Consider the following 23,021-nt stretch of genomic DNA (forward strand, 5'->3'; position numbering starts at 1 on the left):
TGGGTTATTGAAGCACGAAATAGTCGTAGCGCATCGACACAGTGACCAGCAGCGGTTCGGCCGCCTCGATCACCTGGGCGCGGCGCTCGGCACTGGCGCGCCAGCCGTGGGGTGTCATCGCCAGCAGATTGGCGCGGTCCTTGGGATCGGCCAGGCTGAGCTTGAACTCCAGGGTTTCACTGTGTTGCAGGCTCATGCCGTCCGGTACCAGCGCCAGGTGCTTGTCGTCGGTGTACTCGCGCACTTCGTCGTACAAACGCTCACGCAGTTCCATCAGGTGGCCGCTCGTGGGGCCGACTTTCATCAAGCCGCCGCCCGGGCTGAGCAGGCGCTTGGCCTCCAGCCAGTCCAGCGGGCTGAAGACACTGGCAAGGAACTGGCAGCTGGCATCGGCCAACGGCACCCGGGCCATGCTGGCGATCAACCAGGTCACCGTGGGGTTGCGCTTGCAGGCGCGCTTGACCGCTTCCTTGGAGATATCCAGGGCATAACCGTCAGCGCGCAGCAGGGTGTCGGCGATTTGCGCGGTGTAGTAACCCTCGCCACAGCCGATATCCAGCCAGCGCTGGGGTTTGCGTTCCGCAGCCAGTTCGGCCAGGCGCCTGGCCACCGGGGCGTAGTGCCCGGCGTTGAGGAAGTCGCGGCGCGCTTCCACCATTGCCAGGTTGTCGCCCGGGTCGCGGCTGTTCTTGTGCTGCACCGGCAACAGGTTCAGGTAACCCTGGCGCGCGCGGTCGAAACGGTGCCCGACCGGGCAGGCCACGCCGTTGTCCACTTCATGGAGCGGTGCGCTGCAAATGGGGCAAGCGAGCATCAGGCGAGCAACTTGATCAGGGTCTGGTAGTAGATTTCGGTCAGCACATCGAGGTCGCTGGCGAGAATGCGCTCGTTGACCTGATGGATGGTCGCGTTGACCGGGCCCAGCTCCACCACCTGAGTGCCGAGGGTCGCAATGAAGCGCCCGTCGGAAGTGCCGCCGCTGGTGGAGGCCTTGGTCTCGCGGCCGGTGACGGCCTTGATGCTGGCGGAGACGGCATCGAGCAACGCGCCCGGTTCGGTGAGGAACGGCAGGCCCGACAGCGCCCACTCCACATGCCAGTCCAGGCCATGCTTGTCGAGAATCGCCGCGACCCGCTGCTGCAGGCCTTCAACGGTGGACTCGGTGGAGAAGCGGAAGTTGAACACCGCCGTCAGGTCACCCGGGATCACGTTGGTGGCGCCGGTGCCGGAATTGAGGTTGGAAATCTGGAAGCTGGTGGGCGGGAAGAAGCTGTTGCCGTCATCCCAATGCTCGGCGGCCAGTTCGGCCAGGGCCGGGGCGGCCAGGTGGATCGGGTTCTTCGCCAGGTGCGGGTACGCTACGTGGCCTTGCACCCCGCGCACGGTCAGGGTGGCGCCGAGGGAGCCACGACGACCATTCTTGACCACGTCGCCCACCAGGGTGGTGCTCGACGGTTCGCCGACGATGCACCAGTCCAGGCGCTCCTTGCGGGCTGCCAGGCGTTCGATCACGGCCTTGGTGCCGTGGTGCGCCGGGCCTTCTTCGTCACTGGTGATCAGGAAAGCCACCGAACCCTTGTGGTCCGGGTAGTCAGTGACGAAACGCTCGGAGGCGACCAGCATCGCGGCCAGGCTGCCTTTCATGTCGGCCGCGCCACGGCCGCAGAGCATGCCGTTTTCGTCGATCAATGCGTCGAACGGGTCGTTCTGCCAGGCCTTGACCGGACCGGTCGGCACCACGTCGGTGTGGCCGGCGAAGCACAATACCGGGCCTTCGTGTTTGCCGTGGGTGGCCCAGAAGTTATCCACATCCTCGATGCGCATCGGCTCAAGCGCAAAACCGGCGTCGCCCAGGCGCTGCATCATCAGCTTCTGGCAATCGGCGTCGATCGGCGTCACCGACGGGCGACGGATCAGGTCGATAGCGAGTTGGAGGGTCGGCGAAAGGTCGGCGTGGGCCGTCATGTAAAAACTCCAGAAATCGAGGCGGCGACGTTCTAATTGTAGGAGCGAGCTTGCTCGCGAAGGTCGTTAACGATAACGCGCCCTGTCTGGATGCACGCGTCGATCTCAAGTGCTTCGCGAGCAAGCTCGCTCCTACAGTCATGTGCAAGGCAAAAGGGCCGTTATCTTATAGCAAAACGGCGGCCAGAGGCCGCCGTTTAGTGCATTGCGCAGGATTTTAAGCCGCGGCCACAGCCTCTTGCTTCGGTGCCGGTTTCGGCAGCGAAGACAGGAACGCCATGATCAGCGCCGCCACATACGGCAGCGACTGCACCAGCAACATCACCACCCAGAAGCGTATGTCGTTGCTCGGCAGGCCCTGCACCAGGTAAATCCCCAGTGCCGCGCCCCACAACAGCAGCATGATGAACATCTCTTCCCGGGCTTCGGAAATCGCCACCCAGAAACCGTGGTTATCGGCGTTCTTCGGTGTACGAAAGAACGGAATGCTGGTGGTGAAGAAGCCGTACAGCACTGCCTTGGCGATGGTGTGGGACAACGCCAACCCGGCCAACGCCGCGCAGAACGCATCTTTCAGGTTCACACCCACCGCACGGCGGTAGAGGAAGATGATCTTGCCGACCTTGAACACGAACAGCGCCAATGGCGGAATCGCGAAAATCAGCAGCGGCGGGTCAACCCGCGTCGGCACGATAATCATCGCCGCCGACCACAACAGGGCGCCCACGGTGAAGAAGATGTTCATGCCGTCGGCCACCCACGGCAACCAGCCCGCGAGGAAGTGGTAGCGCTGGCCGCGGGTCAGCTCGGTGTCCTTGCCGCGCAACAGGCTCGCGGTGTGACGCTTGATGATCTGAATCGCCCCGTAGGCCCAGCGGAAACGCTGTTTCTTGAAGTCGATAAAGGTATCGGGCATCAGGCCCTTGCCGTAGCTGTCGTGGTAGTACGCCGCCGACAGGCCTTTCTCGAATACCCGCAGGCCCAACTCGGCATCTTCACAGATGCACCAGTCGGCCCAGCCCAGCTCTTCAAGCACCGAGCGACGGGTCATGGTCATGGTGCCGTGCTGGATGATCGCGTCACGGTCGTTACGGGTGACCATGCCGATGTGGAAGAAGCCTTTGTATTCCGCGTAGCAGAGCTTCTTGAAGGTGCTTTCGTTCTGGTCGCGATAATCCTGTGGCGACTGCACCACGGCGATTTTCGGGTCGGCGAAGTGCGGCACCATGTGCTTGAGCCAGTTCGGCGACACGCAGTAATCGGAGTCGATCACCGCGATTACTTCGGCATCCTTGGCGGTATGCGGGATCAGGTAGTTCAGCGCGCCGCCCTTGAAACCGGCCAGGGGCGAGACGTGGAAGAACTTGAAGCGCGGGCCCAGGGTTTCGCAGTAGTCGCGCACCGGCTCCCACACGGCCGGGTCCTTGGTGTTGTTGTCGATGATCAGGACTTCGTAGTCCGGATAGTCGAGGGCGGCCAGGGCGTCGAGGGTCTGTTTGACCATCTCCGGCGGCTCGTTGTAGCACGGCACGTGGATCGAGACTTTCGGGCGGTAGTCCGAATCCCCTTCAACCGGCAGGAATTCACGCCGGCGTTTGTGAGTCCAGACCGCTTCTGCCAGTTCGTGGGCCTCGGTCAGCAGCACAATGAATACGCCCAGGGCGCCGAGGGCCAGGAGGATGCCCACGGTAACGCTGAACCAGGTGCTGTATTGCTGGCTGTAGTCGTAACCGATCCACACCAGCACCGAACCGCACAGGAACGCGATGAAGGTCAGGAACGTCCGGCCTCGCTGGCGCAGGGCCGAGCCGTCGATCATCAGCAACGTCAGGGACAGCAGCGCAAGCACCACCGAACCGATGGCCAGCACCCGCCATTGCGGGATCGCTACCACCGGCCCTTCAAAGTTGAATTTCTGCTGGCGCGCGGCGTTGAACACGCCCCAGTAGGCGCCCGCCGAGCCTTCATCGCTGACTTTCCACGGTTGGTCGAACGCCTCGATCACGAAGTAGTTGTAGCCCTGGCGATTGAGCTTGTTCACCAGTGTGCGCAGGTAAATTGCCTGGTCGGCCGGGGACGTTTCATTGCCACCCCGCATGCGGCCGTTACTCGGCCAGCCAACCTCCGACAGCAACAGCGGCTTTTTCGGGAACAATTTCTTCAGGTCCCGGGCGCGGTCGAGTACGTACTGGCCGGCCTTGTCCATCGGAATAAATTCCCAGAACGGCAGGATGTGCGCGGCGATCAGGTCGACGTGCTTGGCCAGTTGCGGGTTCTTTTCCCAGATGTGCCATTGCTCGGAAGTCGTCACCGGTACTTTCACGGCGGCGCGCACCCGGTCCAGCAGCACGATCAGCGCTTCCGGGGTGATTTCTTCACGGAACAGGGCTTCGTTACCCACCACCACCCGCACGACGCTGCGGGAGTTGTTGGCGATTTCGATGGCACGCTGGATCTCGCGCTCGTTGCGCTCGAGGTCCGGGCTGATCCAGATACCCAGGGTCACCCGCAGGCCGAACTCTTCCGCCAGCTTGGGGATATCCCCCAGGGTGCCGTCGACCGAGTAGGTACGGATGTTGTCCGTCAGCTTGCTCATGATCGCAAGGTCCTGACGCATTTGATCATCAGTCGGATACTGGTCTTTCTGTGGGAACTGGCCTTGCTGGAACGGCGAGTAGGAAAAACCGGAGATCTGTTCAGGCCAGTTAGGGGCGGTGACCGGGCGGTTGATCAGCGCCCAGAAGCCGGTGAACAGCGCGGCAATTGCCAGCACTACCACCAGGTTGAGTCCAAATTTACGCGATGACATGGCTATTTCGGGTTCCAAAGGGTGTGGAACGAAAAGAGGTGTCGGCCTACGCCGAACGGCGCGCATCCTACACTGGCCTTTCACCGACCGTACAGCAAGCCGAGAAAAACCGGACATTGGGCAGTGCAACTCGTCGTAAGTTCTCTTACTTGTAGCTTGTAGCTTAAAACTTGTCGCTGCGTAGCCCTATAATGCGCGCCGGTTTTTGGGGTAATGGTCATGAGTACAGAAGATCCACGGTTTGCCGGCGTCGCCCGCTTGTATGGCATTGAAGGCCTGGAACGCTTGAAGGCGGCCCACGTGGCCATCGTCGGCGTGGGCGGGGTGGGCTCGTGGGCGGCGGAAGCCATCGCCCGGTGTGGGGTGGGCGAGATTTCGCTGTTTGACCTGGATGATGTGTGCGTCAGCAACAGCAACCGTCAGTTGCATGCGCTGGACAGCACGGTGGGCAAGGCCAAGGTCGAGGTCATGGCTGAGCGCCTGAAGGGCATCAACCCGGATTGCACCGTGCACGCGGTGGCGGATTTCGTCACCCGCGAGACCATGGCCGAGTACATCACTCCGAACATTGATTGCGTGATCGACTGCATCGACAGTGTGAACGCCAAGGCCGCGCTGATCGCCTGGTGCAAGCGGCGCAAGATCCAGATCATCACCACTGGCGGCGCGGGTGGGCAGATTGATCCGACGCTGATTCAGGTGTGTGATTTGAACCGCACGTTCAATGACCCGCTGGCGTCGAAAGTGCGCTCCACCCTGCGCCGCGACTATGGCTTCTCGCGTACCGTGACCCGCCATTACAGCGTGCCCTGCGTGTTTTCCACCGAACAACTGCGTTATCCGAAGCCGGACGGCAGCATCTGTTTGCAGAAGAGTTTTGTCGGGGACGGCGTGAAACTGGACTGCGCCGGTGGGTTTGGCGCGGTGATGATGGTCACCGCGACTTTCGGCATGGTGGCGGCGACCAAGGCGGTGGACAAGATAGTGGCCGGGGTGCGCCGGCCTGCTGACAGAGTTCAGGCAACACCGATCTCTGCACCCTGAAAAGATCAAAATGTGGGAGCGGGCTTGCTCGCGAAAGCGGAGTGTCAGTCACCAGACAGGTCGACTGATACACCGCTTTCGCGAGCAAGCCCGCTCCCACATTTAGTTTTGTGTGAGGCTCAGCTGCCGCATGCGCTGCAGCACCGCATTCAACCCATTGCTGCGCGACGGCGATAACTGCCGCGACAGACCCAGTTGTTCAAACCAGTCGGGCAAGTCGACCGCCTGCAACTCGGCGGCAGACAAACCGTTAACCCGTGCCAGCAACAGCGCCACCAGCCCGCGTATCAGCCGCGCATCGCTGCTGGCGGCAAACTGCCAGTGGTCATCCTGCAAGCGCCCCACCAGCCACACCAGGCTTTCACAGCCCTGCACCAGGTTGGCGTCCACCTTGTCTTCATCCGGCAAGGCGGGAAGACGCTCGCCCCACTGCATCAGCAGGCGGGCCCGTTGTTCCCAACTGCCGACTGCCTGAAACGTCTCCAGCGCGATAACAGCCTGCGGCGGCAAATTCATCGCAACATATCCAGGGCTTGATCCAGCGCTTCAAAAAAGCGCTCCAGGTCATCGGAGTCGTTGTACAGCGCCAGCGACACCCGAATCGCCCCCGGCAACCCCATCTGCTTGAGCAATGGCATCGCACAATGATGGCCAGCGCGTACGGCAATCCCTTGTTCAGTCAGCAAGTGGGCAAGGTCGGCGTTGTGCACGCCTTCCACCACAAAACTGGCCAGGGCTACTTGCGGCGAACCCAGCAGGCGCACGCCGTTGCGGGCTTGCAGGCCGCGCAACAGGTAGTCGTGCAAGGCGGCTTCGTGGGCCGTCACCGCGTGTTGATCCAGGGAACTCAGGTAATCCAGGGTTGCGCCCAGGCCGATCACGCTGGCGATCGGCGGTGTTCCGGCTTCGAAACCAAGGGGAGCGGCGCGGAAGCTGGCGCTTTGATAGTCAGCCAGTTGCACCATCTCGCCGCCAAACTGCCAGTGGCGCAGGTGATGCAGGGCTTCGGTGCGACCGTAAAGCACGCCAACACCATCCGGCCCGTAGAGCTTGTGGCTGGAAAACACGTAGAAGTCGCAGCCCAGGGCCTGCATGTCGTGGCGACCATGGACGATGCCCTGGGCGCCATCGACCACCGTCAGTGCATCGTAGGCCTTGGCCAGCGCCAGCAATTGCGGCAACGGCTGCCAGGCGCCAAGCACATTGGACAGTTGGCTCACCGCCAGCAGGCGGGTGCGCGGGCCGATCAGTTCGGCGGCGGCTTGCAGGTCGATCAAGCCGTCATCGTTAAGCGGCAGTACCACCAACGACAACTCGCGACGCTTGGCCAGTTGCTGCCACGGCAGCAGGTTGGCGTGGTGTTCCAGGGCGCTGATGACAATCTCGTCGCCCGGGTTGAATAGGTGCTCAAGGCCATAAGCCAGGAGGTTCAGCGCTGACGTCGCGCCGTGGGTGAAGATGATTTGCCCGTTGTCACCGACGTTCAGCCACTGCGCCACCTTGTTGCGACTGTCCTCGAACGCCTGGGTCGCATGGGCGCCCGGCAAATGCTGGGCACGGTGCACATTGGCTGCGCCATTGGCGTAGTAATGGCTGATGGCGTCCAGCAAGGCTTGAGGTTTTTGCGTGGTGGCAGCGTTGTCCAGATAGGTCTGGTCTTGCCGTTGCAGGGTGGCGATGGCCGGAAAATCGGCGCGCCAGGGAGAGGGCACAAGCATGGTGATCAAGGCTCGTATAAACGGCCCGCACCGGTCAGGTGTGGGCCGTCAGTGGCATCGAGTCGCTGCTTAGTTGTGAGCGTGCAGCGCTGCGTTCAGTTCGATGGCCGATTTGTGGGTTTTGCACTCCACGGCACCGGTCTCGGAGTTGCGGCGGAACAGCAGGTCCGGTTGGCCGGCCAGCTCACGGGCTTTGACCACTTTGACCAGCTGGTTTGCTTCATCCAGCAGTGCAACCTTGGTGCCGGCGGTGACGTACAGGCCCGACTCCACGGTGTTGCGGTCGCCCAACGGGATACCGATACCGGCGTTGGCGCCGATCAGGCAGCCTTCGCCGACCGTGATCACGATGTTGCCGCCGCCCGACAGGGTGCCCATGGTGGAACAACCGCCGCCCAGGTCCGAACCCTTGCCGACGAATACGCCAGCCGACACACGGCCTTCGATCATGCCCGGGCCTTCGGTACCGGCGTTGAAGTTGACGAAACCTTCGTGCATCACAGTAGTGCCTTCGCCCACGTAGGCGCCCAGGCGGATGCGCGCGGCATCAGCGATACGCACGCCGCTCGGCACCACGTAGTCGGTCATTTTCGGGAACTTGTCCACCGAGAACACTTCCAGCAACTCGCCACGCAGGCGTGCTTCCAGTTGACGCTCGGCCAGTTCGGCGATGTCGATCGCGCCCTGGCTGGTCCAGGCCACGTTCGGCAACTGCGGGAACACACCGGCCAGGTTCAGGCCATGTGGCTTGACCAGGCGATGGGACAGCAGGTGGAGCTTGAGGTAGGCCTCAGGGGTGGAAGTCAGCGCGGCGTCTTCGGCCAGCAGGGTGGCGACCAGCGGCGTGTGGCTTTCAGCCAGACGGCTCAACAGGGCGGCTTGGGCGGCATCGACGCCTTTGAGCGCGTCAGCCAGTTGCAGGGCCTGGGTGACGGTGAAGGTGATCGCCTGGTTGCCTTCGGTGTAACCGAGGATCGGCGCGATGGCCGCGATGATTTCAGCCGATGGATTGAGCAGCGGTTGTGCGTAAAACACTTCCAGCCAAGCACCTTGGCGGTTCTGAGTGCCGACGCCGAAGCCCAGGCTGAACAGGGAATTGGACATGCTGTTACCTCTACAAAAATGGAGTGGGCTGGCCTACTTGAGGGCCGCCGAATAACTATCTGGCTTGAAGCCAATCAGGGTTTTGTCGCCGAGATCAAGCACGGGGCGCTTGATCATCGAGGGTTGCGCGAGCATCAATTCAATGGCTTTCGCTTGGTCGAGATCGGCTTTGCGTTCGTCTTCGAGTTTGCGAAAGGTGGTGCCCGCACGGTTCAAAACCACCTGCCAACCGTGCTCATTGCACCATTGGGTCAAGTGTTCGCGGTCGATACCGGCCGTTTTGTAGTCATGAAACTCATACTGGATAGCGTGTTCATCGAGCCAGGTGCGCGCCTTTTTCATGGTGTCGCAGGCTTTGATGCCGAAAAGGTGCAACGTTTTGCTTGAATCGGTCAAGGAATTGCCCCCCTTTGGGCTGACGCAGATGAAAGGTCAAGGATTATGCCATGGCCAGCGGCTTTCGGCGCCGCTCGTCAACATTACGTTTTGCTCGCGTGCGACTTTTGTGCAAAGGCCATCGCGCAGCATAGGCGGCTAATATGGCACTTCAACGGCGAGTTGTTGCCTGATGTGTGTTGTTGCAAGTTGATTGTCTGGGAATCCCGCGTTATGCAAACCGCCTACACCGTACTTATCCTGCTGATGCTGGTCAGCGTTTCGCGCCTTGTAGGGCGCATCATCCCACTGCCGTTGCCACTGGTGCAGATCGCCGCCGGTGCCTTGCTGGCGTGGCCGACCTTGGGCCTGCACGTAGCCCTTGATCCCGAGTTGTTTCTTTTCCTGTTTCTGCCGCCACTGCTGTTCTCCGATGGCTGGCGTATGCCCAAGCGAGAACTGTGGCGCCTGCGCGGGCCGATCCTGACGCTGGCGGTGGGCCTGGTGCTGTTCACCGTGGTCGGTGCCGGGTATTTCATTCATTGGTTGTTGCCGAGTATTCCACTGCCGGTGGCCTTCGCCCTGGCGGCGGTGTTGTCGCCGACGGATGCCGTGGCGGTGTCAGCCATTTCCCAGAACCGCTTGCCGACGCCACTGATGCACATGCTCCAGGGCGAGGCGTTGATGAATGATGCCTCGGGCCTTGTGACCTTCAAATTCGCCCTGGCGGCGGCGCTGACCGGAGTGTTCTCGCTGGCGGATGCGAGCCTCACCTTTGTGCTGGTGGCCGTGGGTGGCCTGGCGGTCGGTGTGGCCTTGAGCTGGCTGGTCGGCCGCCTGCGTGCCTGGATGATCGCCCGGGGCTGGGACGACCCGGCGACGCACGTGGTGTTCATGTTGTTGCTGCCGTTTGCTGCCTACGTGCTGGCCGAACGCCTTGGCGCCTCGGGCATCTTGTCGGCAGTGGCCGCGGGGATGATGCAAAGCTGGCTCGACCTGCTGCCGCGCCAGACCAGCACCCGGTTGCTCAACCGCAGTGTCTGGTCGCTGCTGGAGTTTGCGTTTAACGGCTTGATCTTCCTGTTGCTGGGCCTGCAATTGCCGGACATCATCAAGGCGGTGGTCAGTCACGAGCCGACGCTGTGGCCGACGTTGTTGTATCGCTGCCTGGACGTGATCGCGATTTTCCTGGTGCTGGTGGTGTTGCGGTTTATCTGGGTGCAGAGCATCTGGCGCCTGTCGGGTTTATTACGCCGGATTCGTGGGAAAAGTGAGCTGACACTGGTGCCCACCGCGCGGTCCTGCTGGCTGCTGACCGTCGGTGGCGTACGCGGTGCCGTGACCCTCGCGGGTGTGATGTCGGTACCGTTACTGCTTGCGCCGGGGCAGGATTTTCCCGAGCGCGACCTGCTGATCTTCATCGCCGCCGGTGTGATCCTGCTCTCGCTCGTCGCGGCCTGCATCGCGTTGCCGCTGCTGTTACGCGGCATCGAGAAGAGCCCGGATGAGAAACGCCACAATGAAGTGCGCGAGGCCTGGAAGAAGACCGCCGTGGCTGCTATCCATGCACTCGAAACCGAAGATCCCGCTGAAGCTGCACCTCTGGATGCCGCCCAGGCAGCCTTGGCCACCGAGCTCAAGGCGCGGTTGATGTCGGAGTATCGTCATCAATTGGAGGTGTTCAATGATTCGGCCGAAGCCCAGGCGCTGGCGTTTCAGATGGACCAACTGGAGCGCAAGTTGCGGCTCAAGGCACTCCGAGCCCAGCGCCTTGAGTTGTACAGTCTGAGTCGGCATCACGCCATCGGCGATGATGTTTTGCGAGAAGTGCTGGCTGAGCTGGATATGAGCGAGGCGAATCTGGGGCAGGTGAAGTAACCGACTTTGCCTCATGCGCCATCCTGGGATACGCCTTGCTCACCAGAGCAATATCCCCGGCACTGATTTGCGGGCTCTCCGGTTGCTCCCATTTTCCATCGGTGGTGACCTTGTTGATGTCGTAATGCATGATCGAATGGCGATCATAGGGCTCATAGTGATAGGTGCTTTTGCGGGGTTTGGGCAGGATCTGTTCGTCGACGTCAGTCCTGGACTTGCCTAAGCCGAAGCTGTAGAGCAGATACGCCCTGGGCCTGTTCCAGGGTATTTCGGTGTCAGGATGTTGATGCGCATGCAGCGCCCCGAGCACATGCCCGAACTCGTGGGTGACAACATAAGCAAACCTTGGGTCCTGATGATCATGGGGCAGCAGCAGGGTGGGTTCGTCTGCCGGCACTTTCTGTGCATCGGTGCCTATTGCCGAGCTGCCTTGCTTGCTGGTGAAGGTTTGCGCGATCCGAATATCTCCCTGGCTGCCGGATACAAAATCAAATTTGAGGTTGATATGCGGCAGCCATTTTTCGGCTGCGCTTTTTACCGTCTCGATAAAAGCGTCACTGGCCCCGTACATGGCGACTTTCAGGGTCGCTCCCTGTGGCCAGTACTTTTCGGAGTCCGCGACGTTGCGCTTGGTTCTTGAAACGCTCTCGGGTGCTGCCGGGCTTGGCAGGTGGGGCAGGGCGGGAAGGATGGGGGATATCATCGTCGCTGGGTTCTCTGGTTAGCCGTTGTGGTCCTTGAGTGGCCTGCCTATCAGAGATGTTCCGAGCGGAGTGCTGCGATATATATGTTTCTTCAGACTCGCACCCCATTGCAGGGTGCGAGCCCCCAGGGACTTACCGATTGCGCTGAATAAAGTCGCGAATCCGCGTCGCCGCTTCCACACACTCCGCCAGCGGCGCAACCAGTGCCAGGCGCACGCGCCCGGCGCCCGGGTTGACCCCGTCCACTTCCCGCGACAGGTACGAGCCCGGTACCACGGTCACGTGTTCTTCCACGAACAAGTCCCGGCAGAACGCCGCATCGTCGCCCTTCACGTTCGGCCACAGGTAGAAGCCGCCGTCCGGGTTTTGCACGTCCAGCACCGGCTTGAGGATCGCCAGCACGGCATCGAACTTCTCCCGGTACAGATCGCGGTTGGCCTGCACGTGGGCTTCGTCCTGCCAGGCGGCGATGCTCGCCAGTTGGGTTTGCACCGGCATCGCGCAACCGTGGTAGGTGCGGTACAGCAGGAAGCCCTTGAGGATTTCGGCGTCGCCGGCCACAAAGCCCGAACGCAGGCCCGGCAGGTTGGAGCGTTTGGACAGGCTGTGGAACACCACGCAGCGCTTGAAGTCCTGGCGACCCAGTTCGACGCAGGCGCTGAGCAGGCCCGGCGGCGGGGTTTGTTCGTCGAAGTACAGCTCGCTGTAGCACTCGTCGGCGGCGATTACGAAGTCGTATTCGTCGGCCAGGGCAATCAGCTTTTTCAGAGTGTCGACGGGAATCAGTGCGCCGGTCGGGTTGCCTGGCGAGCACAGGAACAGGATCTGGCAGCGTTTCCAGATGTCCGGCGACACGGCGTCGAAATCCGGGTTGAAGCCGTTTTCATCCAGGCACGGCAGGTAGTGCGGCTTGGCCCCGGCGAGGAACGCCGCGCCTTCGTAGATCTGATAGAACGGGTTCGGGCTGACCACCAGCGCGTCGTCGCCACGGTTGACCACGGTCTGGGTGAAGGCGAACAGCGCTTCACGGGTGCCGTTCACCGGCAGGATATTGCGCGCCGGGTCCAGCCAGCCCTTGGGCACGCTGAAACGACGTTTGCACCAGGCGCCAATGGCTTCGCGCAGGGCGGGAATGCCCAGGGTGGTGGGGTACACCGCCATCTGGTCCAGGTTGTTGGCCAGCGCGTCGGCGACGAACTGCGGAGATTTATGCTTCGGCTCGCCGATGGAGAGGGCGATCGGACGCTTGTCCGGGTTCGGCGTGACGCTGCCCAGCAGGACGCGCAATTTCTCGAACGGGTAGGGCTGCAACTGGTTCAGGGCATTGTTCATCGATAAATCTCGTTCAATTCATTGGAAGCTGAAAATGGCGGTCGGTCAGATGCTCAAGCGTGACATCTCGACGCCGGTTTCCTGGTTGACACTCAACTGCTGGACGATGGCTTCCTGCAAGCGTCGGCACAGTTCAGGGTCGGAAAGCGGCTGGTTGTCGGCATCGGTGATAAAGAACACGTCTTCCACCCGTTCGCCCAGGGTCGCAATCTTGGCGTTCTGCAACGACAGGTCGAATTCCAGGAAGATTGTGCCGATCCGCGCCAGCAGGCCCGGGCGGTCCGGCGCGCTGAGTTCCAGCACCGTCACCGGGCGTTGGGCGTCATTGTGGATGGTCACCTCGGGGGCAAACGCAAAGTGCTTGAGCTGGCGCGGTACCCGGCGCTGGATGATGGTCGGGTAGTCGTCAGGGTTGCGCAGCGCGTCGGTGAGGCCTTTGCGGATCTTTTTCACTCGCTCCGGGTTGTCGCCGATGGACTCGCCTTCCGTGTCGAGCACGATGTAGGTGTCGAGGGTGAACTGGCTGCTGGAGGTGATGACCCGGGCGTCGTGAATGTTCAGGTTGAGCTGGTCCATCGCGGCCACGGTCACGGCGAAGAAGTCGTGCTGGTCGGGTGCGTAGATGAAGATCTGCGTACCACCCTCGAACTCGCGCTGGGTGGTTTCCTTGATCAGCACCAGCGGCCCGCCATCGGCCGGCTGCTGCAGAATCGCGTCGCTGTGCCAGGCCACGTCGCCAGCGGTGTGGCGCAGGAAATAGTCGTCCCCCAGTTGCGACCAGAGTTGCTCGACGTCGTCCGGGTCGTTGCCGCCACGCACCAGAATATCCAGGGCCGCGCTTTGGGTGCGGCGGATCTGCTCTTCGCGGTCCACCGGGTTCTCCAGGCCGCGACGCAGCGCGCGCTTGGTCTCGGTGTAGAGCTGGCGCAACAGGCTGGCGCGCCAGGAATTCCACAGCGTCGGGTTGGTGGCGTTGATGTCGGAGACGGTGAGCACGTACAGGTAGTCGAGACGGGTTTCGTCGCCGACGGCCTGGGCGAAATCATGGATCACCTGCGGGTCGGACAAGTCCTTGCGCTGGGCGGTGGTGGACATCACCAGGTGGTTTTGCACCAGCCACACAATCAGACGGCTGTCCCACAGCGGCAACTGGTGGCGCTGGCAGAACGCTTCGGCGTCCACCGCACCAATTTCCGAGTGATCACCGTGCCGGCCCTTGCCGATGTCGTGGTACAGGCCGGCAAGGTAGATCAGCTCAGGCTTGGGCAGCCGCGCCATGAGCTTGCTGGCCAGCGGGAATTTCTCTGACACCTGGGTGTACTGCAACTTACGCAGGTGCTTGATCAGGTTCAGGGTGTGGGCGTCCACCGTATAGATGTGGAACAGGTCGTGCTGCATCTGCCCGACAATAAAGCCGAACTCCGGCAGGTAACGCCCCAGGATCCCGTAGCGGTTCATGCGCCGCAGGTTGCGGTGGATGCCGATCTTGCACTTGAACAGCTCGATAAACAGGCTGGTGTTGCGAATGTCGTGACGGAAGTCGTCGTCGATCAGGTGACGGTTTTCCCGCAGCAAGCGAATGGTGTCGGCGCGTACGCCTTTGATTTCCGGCTGTTGGGCCATCAGCACAAAGATTTCCAGCATGGCGAACGGCGTGCGTTTGAACACGTTGTCGTTGCGAGCCTCGATGTAGCCATCGTGGAGCTGGAAGCGCGAGTTGATCGGCTGCGGCGGTGCTTCGTCTTCCGGGGCCAGAATCACTTCTTCGAAGTGCTGGATGATCAGGTCGCTGAGCTGGGCAATGCTCATCACCACCCGGTAATACTGCTGCATGAAGCTTTCGATGCTGGTCTTCGCGTCTTCGCCTTCAAACCCCAGCAGGGTGGCGATGGAGCGCTGGTGATCGAACAGCAGGCGGTCTTCGGAGCGGCCGGCCAGCATGTGCAACGCGTAGCGCACTTTCCACAGGAATTCCTGGGAAGAGGCCAGCAGGGCGTTTTCGCTCTCTACCAGGAAGCCTTCCCCGGCCAGGGCGCGCAGGTTCAGGGTGCCGTACTGGCGACGCGCGACCCACAAAATCGTCTGGATATCCCGCAGTCCGCCGGGGGAGCCTTTGACGTTGGGTTCCAGGTTGTATTCGGTGTCGTTGTATTTGTGGTGCCGGGCTTTCTGTTCGGCACGCTTGGCCAGGAAGAAGTCCTTGCTCGGCCACATGTGTGCGGTGCTGGTGACTTCCAGCATGCGCTGGCGCAGGCGCTCGGGGCCGGCGATGGTGCGGCTTTCCATCAGGTTGGTGATCACCGTCAGGTCGGCGCGGGCTTCCTGGGCGCACTCGTCCACCGAGCGCACGCTTTGGCCGACTTCCAGGCCAATGTCCCACAACAGCGTCAGAAAACGCTCGATGGAATCGCGAAAAATCTCGTGATCGGCGCTATCGAGCAAAATCAGCAGGTCGATATCGGAGTAGGGGTGCAGTTCACCACGGCCGTAGCCGCCGACCGCCACCAGGGCGATATCGGCGTCTTCACTCCAGCTGAACTGTTCCCAGGCTTTCTGCAGGATGTTGTCGACGAACCAGGCGCGGTCCTCGATCAGGCGGCGGATGTCCCGGCCCGTGCGGAAGCGCCCGTCGAGCACCTCGCGGGCCTGACGAATGGCTTTCTTGAAGGCGGCGATGGGGCTGGCCTTCAGCGCCAGTTCCGCCTGGAACTGGCCACGGTCGAAGAGTTCGGGATCCACCTGGGGCATCGATCGGTTTTCCTTTCTATCTATGGGTCACAGCGTTGCTATTAGAAAACCGGTGCAAACATTACGCCGAAACGCGAGGAATCGTGTCGTCGGCACGCAGGGTGAAGATCTCGTAGCCGGTGTCGGTGACCAGCAGGGTGTGTTCCCACTGCGCCGAGAGCTTGCGGTCCTTGGTGATGGCGGTCCAGCCGTCGCCCAGTACCTTGGTGTCGGCCTTGCCCTGGTTGATCATCGGCTCGATGGTGAAGGTCATGCCTGCCTTCAGCTCCATGCCGGTGCCGGCACGGCCGTAGTGCAGGATCTGCGGCTCTTCGTGGAATACCTTGCCGATGCCATGGCCGCAGAATTCGCGCACCACCGAGAAGCCGTTCTTTTCAGCGTGCTTCTGGATGACTTCACCGATGTCGCCCAGGCGGCAGCCAGGCTTGACGATCTCGATGGCCTTGTACATGCATTCCTGGGTGACTTGCGACAGACGCTCGGCCCAGACCGGCACGTTGCCGACGTGGAACATGCGGCTGGTGTCGCCGTGGTAGCCGTCCTTGATCACGGTGACGTCGATGTTCAGGGTGTCACCGTCTTTCAACGGCTTGTCGCCGGGAATCCCGTGGCATACCACGTGGTTGATCGAGGTGCAGATCGATTTGGGGAAACCCTTGTAGTTCAGCGGCGCAGGGATGGCCTTTTGCACGTTGACGATATAGTCGTGGCAAATGCGGTCCAGCGCTTCGGTGGTGACGCCGGGCTTGACGTGTTCGGCAATCATTTCCAACACGTCGGCAGCCAGTTTGCCGGCAACACGCATGCCAGCGATGTCTTCGGCGGTTTTGAGGGTGACGGTCATACAGGCTCTCTCTAGCGCGAGGCGCTGAAATCAATACGGTTTACGGGTGTGCGACAAAAGGTTGCAGAATTCGCACAAGCCCAAAAAACGCGATTCTAGCAGACGCAGGGGTGAAACCATGAGCGTCTGGCGATCGCTTCTGTCTATAAGGATGGGGGCATTCTGGCTCTATTCAAAGGCTTAGGCAAAAGCGACTGGCGGCAAATGTGATTGCGGGTTTCGTTTTTGCAAGCTCTGTGGTATAAAATGCGCCGCTTTCCGGGGATACCCCGCAAAGCTTAAATCCACACACGTGTCGACACGATGACCTGGGTGCCGGAGGCGAATGCCGCTGGTTGGTCATTGGGATACGTGGAGGCCAAACCCGACTTATTAAGGAACTATCATGTCCCAAGTCAACATGCGCGATATGCTGAAGGCCGGTGTGCACTTCGGTCACCAGACCCGTTACTGGAACCCGAAAATGGGTAAGTACATTTTCGGCGCGCGTAACAAGATCCACATCATCAACCTTGAAAAAACCCTGCCAATGTTCAACGAAGCTCTGACTTTCGTAGAGCGCCTGGCCCAGGGCAAAAACAAGATTCTGTTCGTCGGCACCAAGCGTTCCGCTGGCAAGATCGTTGCTGAAGAAGCAGCACGTTGCGGTTCGCCGTACGTCGATCACCGCTGGTTGGGCGGCATGCTGACCAACTTCAAAACCATCCGTGCTTCCATCAAGCGTCTGCGTGACCTTGAAGTGCAAGCCGAAGACGGTACTTTCGCCAAGCTGACCAAGAAAGAGGCGCTGATGCGCACTCGCGACCTGGAAAAGCTCGATCGTTCCCTGGGTGGTATCAAGGATATGGGCGGTCTGCCTGACGCACTGTTCGTTATCGACGTTGATCACGAGCGCATCGCGATCACCGAAGCCAACAAGCTGGGCATCCCGGTTATCGGCGTAGTCGATACCAACAGCAGCCCGGAAGGCGTTGACTACATCATCCCAGGCAACGATGACGCAATCCGCGCTATCCAGCTGTACATGGGTTCGATGGCTGACGCTGTAATCCGTGGCCGCAACCACGTTGCTGGCGGCACCGAGCAGTTCGTTGAAGAAGCTCCGGTAGCAGCAGCTGAGTAACTGACGCCTTGGCGTTGACTCAGTAAGCAAAAAGGGGGCTTGGCCCCCTTTTTGCCACCTCGAAAACCATTTGTCGGCAGCGCAGCTACAACATCTGTAACGTGCAGCGGCCTACAAGGGTGATTCGGGAAGAATTGATCGCCCGTTCAATCGGGTGGAATGGTTGAAAACCTATCCAAGAGGATTTTGAAAATGGCAGAGATTACTGCAGCGTTGGTTAAAGAACTGCGTGAGCGTACCGGCGAAGGCATGATGGATTGCAAAAAGGCCTTGACCAAGGCCGGCGGCGACATCGAAAAAGCCATTGATGACATGCGTGCTTCGGGCGCCATCAAGGCTGCCAAGAAAGCAGGCAACGTAGCTGCTGAAGGCGCTATCGCAATCAAGGAAGACGGCAAATCCGCCGTTATCCTGGAAGTTAACTCGCAGACCGACTTCCTGGCCCTGCAAGACGACTTCAAAAACTTCGTCGCTGCCAGCGTTGAAAAAGCGTTCGCTGACAAACTGACCGACGCCGCTCCGCTGATCGAAGCTCAAGAAGCTGATCGTCTGGTTCTGGTGGGTAAAGTAGGCGAGAACGTTAACATTCGTCGCCTGACCCGCGTTGAAGGCGATGTTGTGGGTGCTTACCTGCACGGCAACAAAATCGGTGTTGTGGTTGCCCTGAAAGGCGGCAACGTTGAACTGGCCAAAGACATCGCTATGCACGTAGCGGCCAGCAACCCTGAATTCCTGCTGCCATCTGAAGTTTCTGCTGAAGCCATCGAACGCGAGAAAGCCGTGTTCCTGCAGCTGAACGAAGAAAAAATCAAAGGCAAGCCTGAAAACATCGTTGAAAACATGGTCAAAGGCCGTATCAGCAAGTTCCTGGCTGAGGCTTCCCTGGTTGAGCAGGCGTTCGTCAAGAACCCTGAAATCAAGGTTGGCGAACTGGCCAAGAAAGCCGGTGCTGAAATCGTTTCCTTCACCTACTACAAAGTAGGCGACGGCATCGAGAAGCCGGTCGACAACTTCGCTGAAGAAGTTGCTGCCCAGCTGGCTGCCACCAAGAAGTAAGACAGTTTTTAACTGTCGCCCAAAAGAGGCTGCCCGCTTACGCGCGCAGCCTCTTTTCAAATGGGGTGATCGATTTTTATTGGTTTCCCTTTGGAACTGGCTTACAAAGCCGTGTTCCGATGGCGCTGTGACAGCGTCAAGCTAGAGTGAACGCAGGCCGCAAACGGCTTGCCAAGAATTTTCAAAAAATACGCCGCAGGAGAGATTCGCAATGGCTCAGCAGGGCAGTGGTCATCAGGCTCGCTATAAACGCATTCTACTCAAGCTTAGCGGCGAGGCCCTGATGGGCTCGGAAGAGTTTGGGATCGATCCCAAAGTACTCGATCGCATGGCGCTGGAAGTCGGCCAACTGGTCGGTATCGGTGTTCAGGTCGGTCTGGTGATCGGCGGCGGCAACCTGTTCCGTGGTGCGGCACTGAGCGCTGCCGGCATGGATCGGGTGACGGGCGACCACATGGGCATGCTGGCCACTGTGATGAACGCCCTGGCGATGCGTGACGCCCTCGAACGCGCCAACATCACCGCGATCGTCATGTCGGCTATTTCCATGGTGGGCGTAACGGATCACTATGATCGTCGCAAAGCCATGCGTCACCTGGATGCCAAAGAGGTAGTGATTTTTGCTGCCGGTACCGGCAACCCGTTCTTTACCACCGATTCGGCAGCTTGCCTGCGTGGTATCGAGATCAACGCGGACGTGGTGCTCAAGGCCACCAAGGTTGACGGTGTTTACACGGCAGACCCATTCAAAGACCCGCATGCCGAGAAGTTCGATCATCTGACTTATGATGAAGTGCTGGATCGCAAGCTGGGCGTGATGGACCTGACGGCAATCTGCTTGTGCCGCGACCACAAGATGCCGCTGCGCGTATTTAACATGAACAAGCCCGGCGCCCTGCTGAACATCGTACACGGCGGCGCGGAAGGGACTCTGATCGAGGAAATCGAACAATGATCAACGAAATCAAAAAAGACGCTCAAGAGCGCATGCAGAAATCCCTGGACTCTCTGAACCATGCATTTGGCCAGATTCGTACCGGCAAGGCTCACCCAAGCATTCTGGGCAGCGTGATGGTGCCGTATTACGGCGCTGATACCTCGATCACTCAAGTGGCCAACATCACTGTCAAAGATTCGCGCACCCTGCAAGTCGTAGCCTTTGAGCGCAACATGCTCGGCGCCGTCGACAAAGCCATCCAGAGCGCCGGCCTGAACCTCAATCCGACCAACCTGGGCGAATTGCTGCTGATCTCCATGCCTGCCCTGACCGAAGAAACCCGCAAGGGCTTCACCAAGCAGGCGCGCAGCGCCGCTGAAGATGCGCGTGTTGCCGTGCGCAACATTCGTCGTGATGCCTTGGGTGACCTGAAGAAGCTGGTCAAGGACAAGGAAATCAGTGAAGACGAAGAGCGCCGTGCCGTCGCCGATATCGACAAGCTGACTAAAGACGCCGAGGCCCAGATCACCAAGGCCACGGAAGATAAAGAAAAGGACCTGATGGCCGTATAAGGGGTCAGGACGCCTTCATGGAAAAGACCAAGCAGACTGTGCCTTCCGTGGTGCCGCGCCATGTCGCGATCATCATGGACGGGAATAATCGCTGGGCGAAGAAGCGCTTTATGCCGGGCGTTGCCGGGCATAAAGCGGGTGTCGATGCGGTGCGTGCCGTGATCGAGGTGTGTGCCGAGGCCAAGGTCGAAGTATTGACCTTGTTCGCGTTCTCCAGTGAAAACTGGCAGCGCCCGGCCGAGGAAGTCAGTGCCTTGATGGACCTGTTCTTCAAGGCATTGCGTCGTGAGGCCAAGCGCCTCAACGAGAACAACATCAGCCTGCGCATCATCGGCGACCGTTCGCGGTTCCATCCGGAGCTGCAAGCGGCCATGCGCGAAGCCGAGGCGATCACTGCCGGCAGCAACCGTTTTGTGCTGCAGATCGCAGCCAACTACGGCGGCCAGTGGGATATTGCCCAGGCAGCGCAGCGCCTGGCGCGGGAAGTGCAGGCCGGCCATCTGCGCCCGGAAGACATCACGCCCGAGCTGTTACAAACCTGTCTGGTAACCGGCGACCTGCCATTGCCCGACCTGTGTATTCGTACCGGTGGCGACCATCGCATCAGCAACTTCCTGTTGTGGCAGTTGGCCTATACCGAACTGTACTTCTCCGACCTGTTCTGGCCGGACTTCAAACACGATGCCATGCGCAATGCGCTGGCCGATTTCGCTTCCCGTCAGCGTCGCTTCGGTAAAACGAGCGAGCAGATCGAAGCTGGAGCCCGGGTTTAATGCTTAAACAACGAATCATCACGGCGCTGATCCTGCTGCCTATTGCCCTGTGCGGGTTTTTCCTGCTTGAAGGTGCAAACTTCGCACTGTTCATTGGCCTGGTCGTGACGCTGGGTGCCTGGGAATGGGCACGCCTGGCGGGTTTCGCCGCACAGTTGCCTCGTGTGGTGTACGCCGCTGTCTTGGCGCTGTTGATGTTCCTGATGTACATCCTGCCGGACCTGGCACCCTGGGTGCTGGGGGCGGCGGTGTTGTGGTGGGCGTTGGCGACCTATCTGGTGCTGACGTATCCGGGCACCAGCGGGCACTGGTCCAGTGTTGCCTGCAAGCTGGTGATCGGTCTGTTGATTTTGCTGCCCGCCTGGCAGGGGCTGGTCTACATCAAGCAGATGCAGTTGGGTAACTGGTTGATCATGGCGGTGATGGTACTGGTGTGGGGTGCTGATATTGGTGCCTACTTCTCTGGTCGTGCCTTCGGCAAGCGCAAGCTGGCGCCGGCTGTCAGCCCGGGTAAAAGCTGGGAAGGCGTGTATGGCGGCCTGGCGTTGACCCTGGTGATTACCCTGGTGGTCGGTGTGGTGCGTGGCTGGACCGTCAAGGAAATGCTGCTGTCCCTGGTGGGTGCGGCCGTGGTCGTATTTATCTCGGTGGTCGGTGACCTGACTGAAAGCATGTTCAAGCGTCAGGCCGGGATCAAGGACAGCAGTAACCTGCTGCCGGGTCACGGTGGCGTTCTGGACCGCATCGACAGTCTGACGGCCGCGATCCCGATTTTTGCCGTACTGCTGTGGATGGCTGCCTCGTGAGCCGCCTGCAGCAGGTAACCGTGCTGGGCGCCACCGGCTCGGTGGGGCTAAGCACCCTGGATGTGATTGCCCGCCATCCCGATCGATACCAAGTCTTTGCATTGACCGGCTTCAGTCGCCTAAGCGAACTGCTGGCGCTGTGTGTGCGCCACGCGCCGCAATACGCCGTCGTACCTGAAGCGGCAGCCGCACAGGGTTTGCAGGATGACCTGCGCGCTGCGGGCCTGGCGACTCAGGTATTGGTGGGGGAGGAGGGGTTGTGCCAGGTTTCGGCTGACCCTGATGTCGACACCGTCGTCGCGGCCATTGTCGGTGCTGCCGGCTTGCGTCCGACCCTGGCAGCCGTTGATGCAGGCAAGAAGATTCTGCTGGCCAATAAAGAAGCCCTGGTGATGTCCGGTGCGCTCTTTATGCAGGCGGTGCGCAAGAGCGGCGCCGTGCTGTTGCCGCTGGACAGCGAGCACAACGCGATTTTCCAGTGCATGCCCGGTGATTTTGCCCGTGGGTTGAGCCAGGTGGGTGTGCGCCGGATTCTGCTGACAGCTTCCGGCGGTCCGTTCCGACAGACGCCGCTGGCCGATCTGGAGCATGTTTCTCCTGATCAGGCGTGTGCGCATCCGAACTGGTCCATGGGGCGCAAGATCTCGGTGGATTCAGCGAGCATGATGAACAAAGGCCTGGAGCTGATCGAGGCCTGCTGGCTGTTCGATGCCCGGCCGGATCAGGTCGAGGTGGTGATCCACTCGCAAAGTGTGATTCATTCCCTGGTGGACTACGTGGATGGCTCGGTATTGGCTCAGTTGGGCAATCCGGACATGCGTACGCCGATCGCCAATGCGCTGGCGTGGCCGGAACGGATTGATTCGGGTGTTGCGCCGTTGGATCTGTTTGCCATTGCCCGTCTGGATTTCGAAGCGCCCGACGAGCAACGCTTCCCTTGCCTGCGTCTTGCGCGGCAAGCTGCCGAGGCGGGTAACAGCGCCCCGGCGATGTTGAATGCGGCCAATGAAGTGGCGGTGGCGGCGTTTCTGGACCGGCGCATCCGCTTTCCGCAGATCGCGAGTATGATCGAAGACGTTTTAAACCTTGAACCCGTCGTCCCTGTGAATGATCTGGGTGCGGTGTTCGAAGCGGATGTAAAGGCCCGGGCCTTGACCGAGCAGTGGTTGAACCGCAATGCGCGCTAGTCTTTAGGCGTGTTTGAGTCTTCAGGCACTGGATTGAAATGCGGAG

Annotated in this window: 19 protein-coding genes and 1 pseudogene; 9 read left to right on the forward strand and 11 right to left on the reverse strand. The window is 60.5% G+C overall.

What is annotated here, in order from left to right; all coding sequences use genetic code 11:
* Positions 1–4: 4 nt before the first annotated feature.
* The 3 genes from NVB75_RS26175 to NVB75_RS26190 form a co-directional block, all read right to left on the reverse strand.
* Positions 5–814: a putative RNA methyltransferase gene (locus NVB75_RS26175; RefSeq protein ID WP_063032925.1), complete on the reverse strand. Its 810-nt coding sequence runs from the start codon at positions 812–814 to the stop codon at positions 5–7.
* Positions 814–1,965, reverse strand: coding sequence for a succinyl-diaminopimelate desuccinylase (gene dapE, locus NVB75_RS26180; protein ID WP_167665520.1), 1,152 nt, complete (start codon positions 1,963–1,965; stop codon positions 814–816). The genes NVB75_RS26175 and dapE overlap by 1 nt, the downstream gene beginning before the upstream one ends.
* Before the next feature lie 217 nt (positions 1,966–2,182).
* On the reverse strand, positions 2,183–4,774 hold the full coding sequence (locus NVB75_RS26190; protein ID WP_258343985.1) for a glycosyltransferase: 2,592 nt from the start codon (positions 4,772–4,774) through the stop codon (positions 2,183–2,185).
* A 219-nt stretch (positions 4,775–4,993) separates the two neighbouring features.
* Between NVB75_RS26190 and tcdA the strand changes: the two genes are divergently transcribed.
* On the forward strand, positions 4,994–5,818 hold the full coding sequence (gene tcdA, locus NVB75_RS26195) for a tRNA cyclic N6-threonylcarbamoyladenosine(37) synthase TcdA (RefSeq protein WP_167665521.1): 825 nt from the start codon (positions 4,994–4,996) through the stop codon (positions 5,816–5,818).
* A gap of 102 nt (positions 5,819–5,920) precedes the next feature.
* Here the strand turns inward: tcdA and NVB75_RS26200 are convergent, their stop codons facing one another.
* From NVB75_RS26200 to NVB75_RS26215, 4 genes are all read right to left on the reverse strand, one after another.
* Entirely contained in the window at positions 5,921–6,334 is a 414-nt protein-coding gene (locus NVB75_RS26200; protein ID WP_258343986.1) for a SufE family protein, read from the reverse strand.
* The gene (locus tag NVB75_RS26205; RefSeq protein ID WP_258343987.1) at positions 6,331–7,536 is read right to left on the reverse strand and encodes an aminotransferase class V-fold PLP-dependent enzyme; all 1,206 of its coding nucleotides are present in this window, start codon (positions 7,534–7,536) and stop codon (positions 6,331–6,333) included. Before NVB75_RS26205 ends, NVB75_RS26200 begins: the two co-directional genes overlap by 4 nt.
* Before the next feature lie 69 nt (positions 7,537–7,605).
* A complete protein-coding gene (dapD, locus tag NVB75_RS26210) occupies positions 7,606–8,640 on the reverse strand; it encodes a 2,3,4,5-tetrahydropyridine-2,6-dicarboxylate N-succinyltransferase (RefSeq protein ID WP_258343988.1) in 1,035 nt (344 codons plus the stop codon).
* Between the two features lie 33 nt (positions 8,641–8,673).
* Positions 8,674–9,036 (reverse strand): ArsC family reductase, encoded by a 363-nt coding sequence (locus NVB75_RS26215; RefSeq protein ID WP_330208626.1) that lies wholly within the window; start codon positions 9,034–9,036, stop codon positions 8,674–8,676.
* Between the two features lie 213 nt (positions 9,037–9,249).
* Between NVB75_RS26215 and NVB75_RS26220 the strand changes: the two genes are divergently transcribed.
* Complete coding sequence (locus NVB75_RS26220; RefSeq protein ID WP_258343989.1) at positions 9,250–10,893, forward strand: Na+/H+ antiporter; 1,644 nt, start codon at positions 9,250–9,252, stop codon at positions 10,891–10,893.
* 109 nt (positions 10,894–11,002) lie between these two features.
* Here NVB75_RS26220 and NVB75_RS26225 read toward each other — a convergent pair.
* The 4 genes and pseudogenes from NVB75_RS26225 to map all read right to left on the reverse strand — a co-directional run.
* Positions 11,003–11,596: pseudogene (locus NVB75_RS26225) on the reverse strand (peptidase M12); the annotation flags it as partial.
* Between the two features lie 133 nt (positions 11,597–11,729).
* A complete protein-coding gene (gene dapC / locus NVB75_RS26230) occupies positions 11,730–12,929 on the reverse strand; it encodes a succinyldiaminopimelate transaminase (protein WP_258343990.1) in 1,200 nt (399 codons plus the stop codon).
* 45 nt (positions 12,930–12,974) lie between these two features.
* Positions 12,975–15,677, reverse strand: a complete 2,703-nt coding sequence (locus NVB75_RS26235; protein ID WP_258343991.1) for a [protein-PII] uridylyltransferase — start codon at positions 15,675–15,677, stop codon at positions 12,975–12,977.
* Between the two features lie 61 nt (positions 15,678–15,738).
* Entirely contained in the window at positions 15,739–16,521 is a 783-nt protein-coding gene (gene map, locus NVB75_RS26240) for a type I methionyl aminopeptidase (protein ID WP_258343993.1), read from the reverse strand.
* Positions 16,522–16,906: 385 nt separating this feature from the next.
* Here map and rpsB point away from each other — a divergent pair, with 385 nt between their 5' ends.
* The 7 genes from rpsB to ispC all read left to right on the forward strand — a co-directional run bounded on the left by rpsB (position 16,907) and on the right by ispC (position 22,975).
* Positions 16,907–17,644, forward strand: coding sequence for a 30S ribosomal protein S2 (rpsB, locus tag NVB75_RS26245; RefSeq protein WP_003219330.1), 738 nt, complete (start codon positions 16,907–16,909; stop codon positions 17,642–17,644).
* 192 nt (positions 17,645–17,836) lie between these two features.
* Positions 17,837–18,700 carry a translation elongation factor Ts gene (gene tsf, locus NVB75_RS26250; RefSeq protein ID WP_008432237.1) on the forward strand — a complete coding sequence of 288 codons (864 nt, stop codon included), beginning with the start codon at positions 17,837–17,839 and terminating at the stop codon, positions 18,698–18,700.
* Positions 18,701–18,911: 211 nt separating this feature from the next.
* On the forward strand, positions 18,912–19,655 hold the full coding sequence (gene pyrH, locus NVB75_RS26255; protein ID WP_003219327.1) for a UMP kinase: 744 nt from the start codon (positions 18,912–18,914) through the stop codon (positions 19,653–19,655).
* On the forward strand, positions 19,652–20,209 hold the full coding sequence (frr, locus tag NVB75_RS26260; protein WP_010176756.1) for a ribosome recycling factor: 558 nt from the start codon (positions 19,652–19,654) through the stop codon (positions 20,207–20,209). The genes pyrH and frr overlap by 4 nt, the downstream gene beginning before the upstream one ends.
* Before the next feature lie 17 nt (positions 20,210–20,226).
* Positions 20,227–20,982 (forward strand): polyprenyl diphosphate synthase, encoded by a 756-nt coding sequence (uppS, locus tag NVB75_RS26265; protein WP_003219323.1) that lies wholly within the window; start codon positions 20,227–20,229, stop codon positions 20,980–20,982.
* Positions 20,982–21,788: a phosphatidate cytidylyltransferase gene (locus NVB75_RS26270; protein ID WP_258343994.1), complete on the forward strand. Its 807-nt coding sequence runs from the start codon at positions 20,982–20,984 to the stop codon at positions 21,786–21,788. The genes uppS and NVB75_RS26270 overlap by 1 nt, the downstream gene beginning before the upstream one ends.
* Positions 21,785–22,975 (forward strand): 1-deoxy-D-xylulose-5-phosphate reductoisomerase, encoded by a 1,191-nt coding sequence (gene ispC / locus NVB75_RS26275; protein ID WP_258343995.1) that lies wholly within the window; start codon positions 21,785–21,787, stop codon positions 22,973–22,975. Before NVB75_RS26270 ends, ispC begins: the two co-directional genes overlap by 4 nt.
* The last annotated feature ends 46 nt before the right edge of the window (positions 22,976–23,021 follow it).

Origin of the sequence: Pseudomonas sp. CBS, from assembly GCF_024734645.1 — a bacterium.
Taxonomy (GTDB): domain Bacteria; phylum Pseudomonadota; class Gammaproteobacteria; order Pseudomonadales; family Pseudomonadaceae; genus Aquipseudomonas.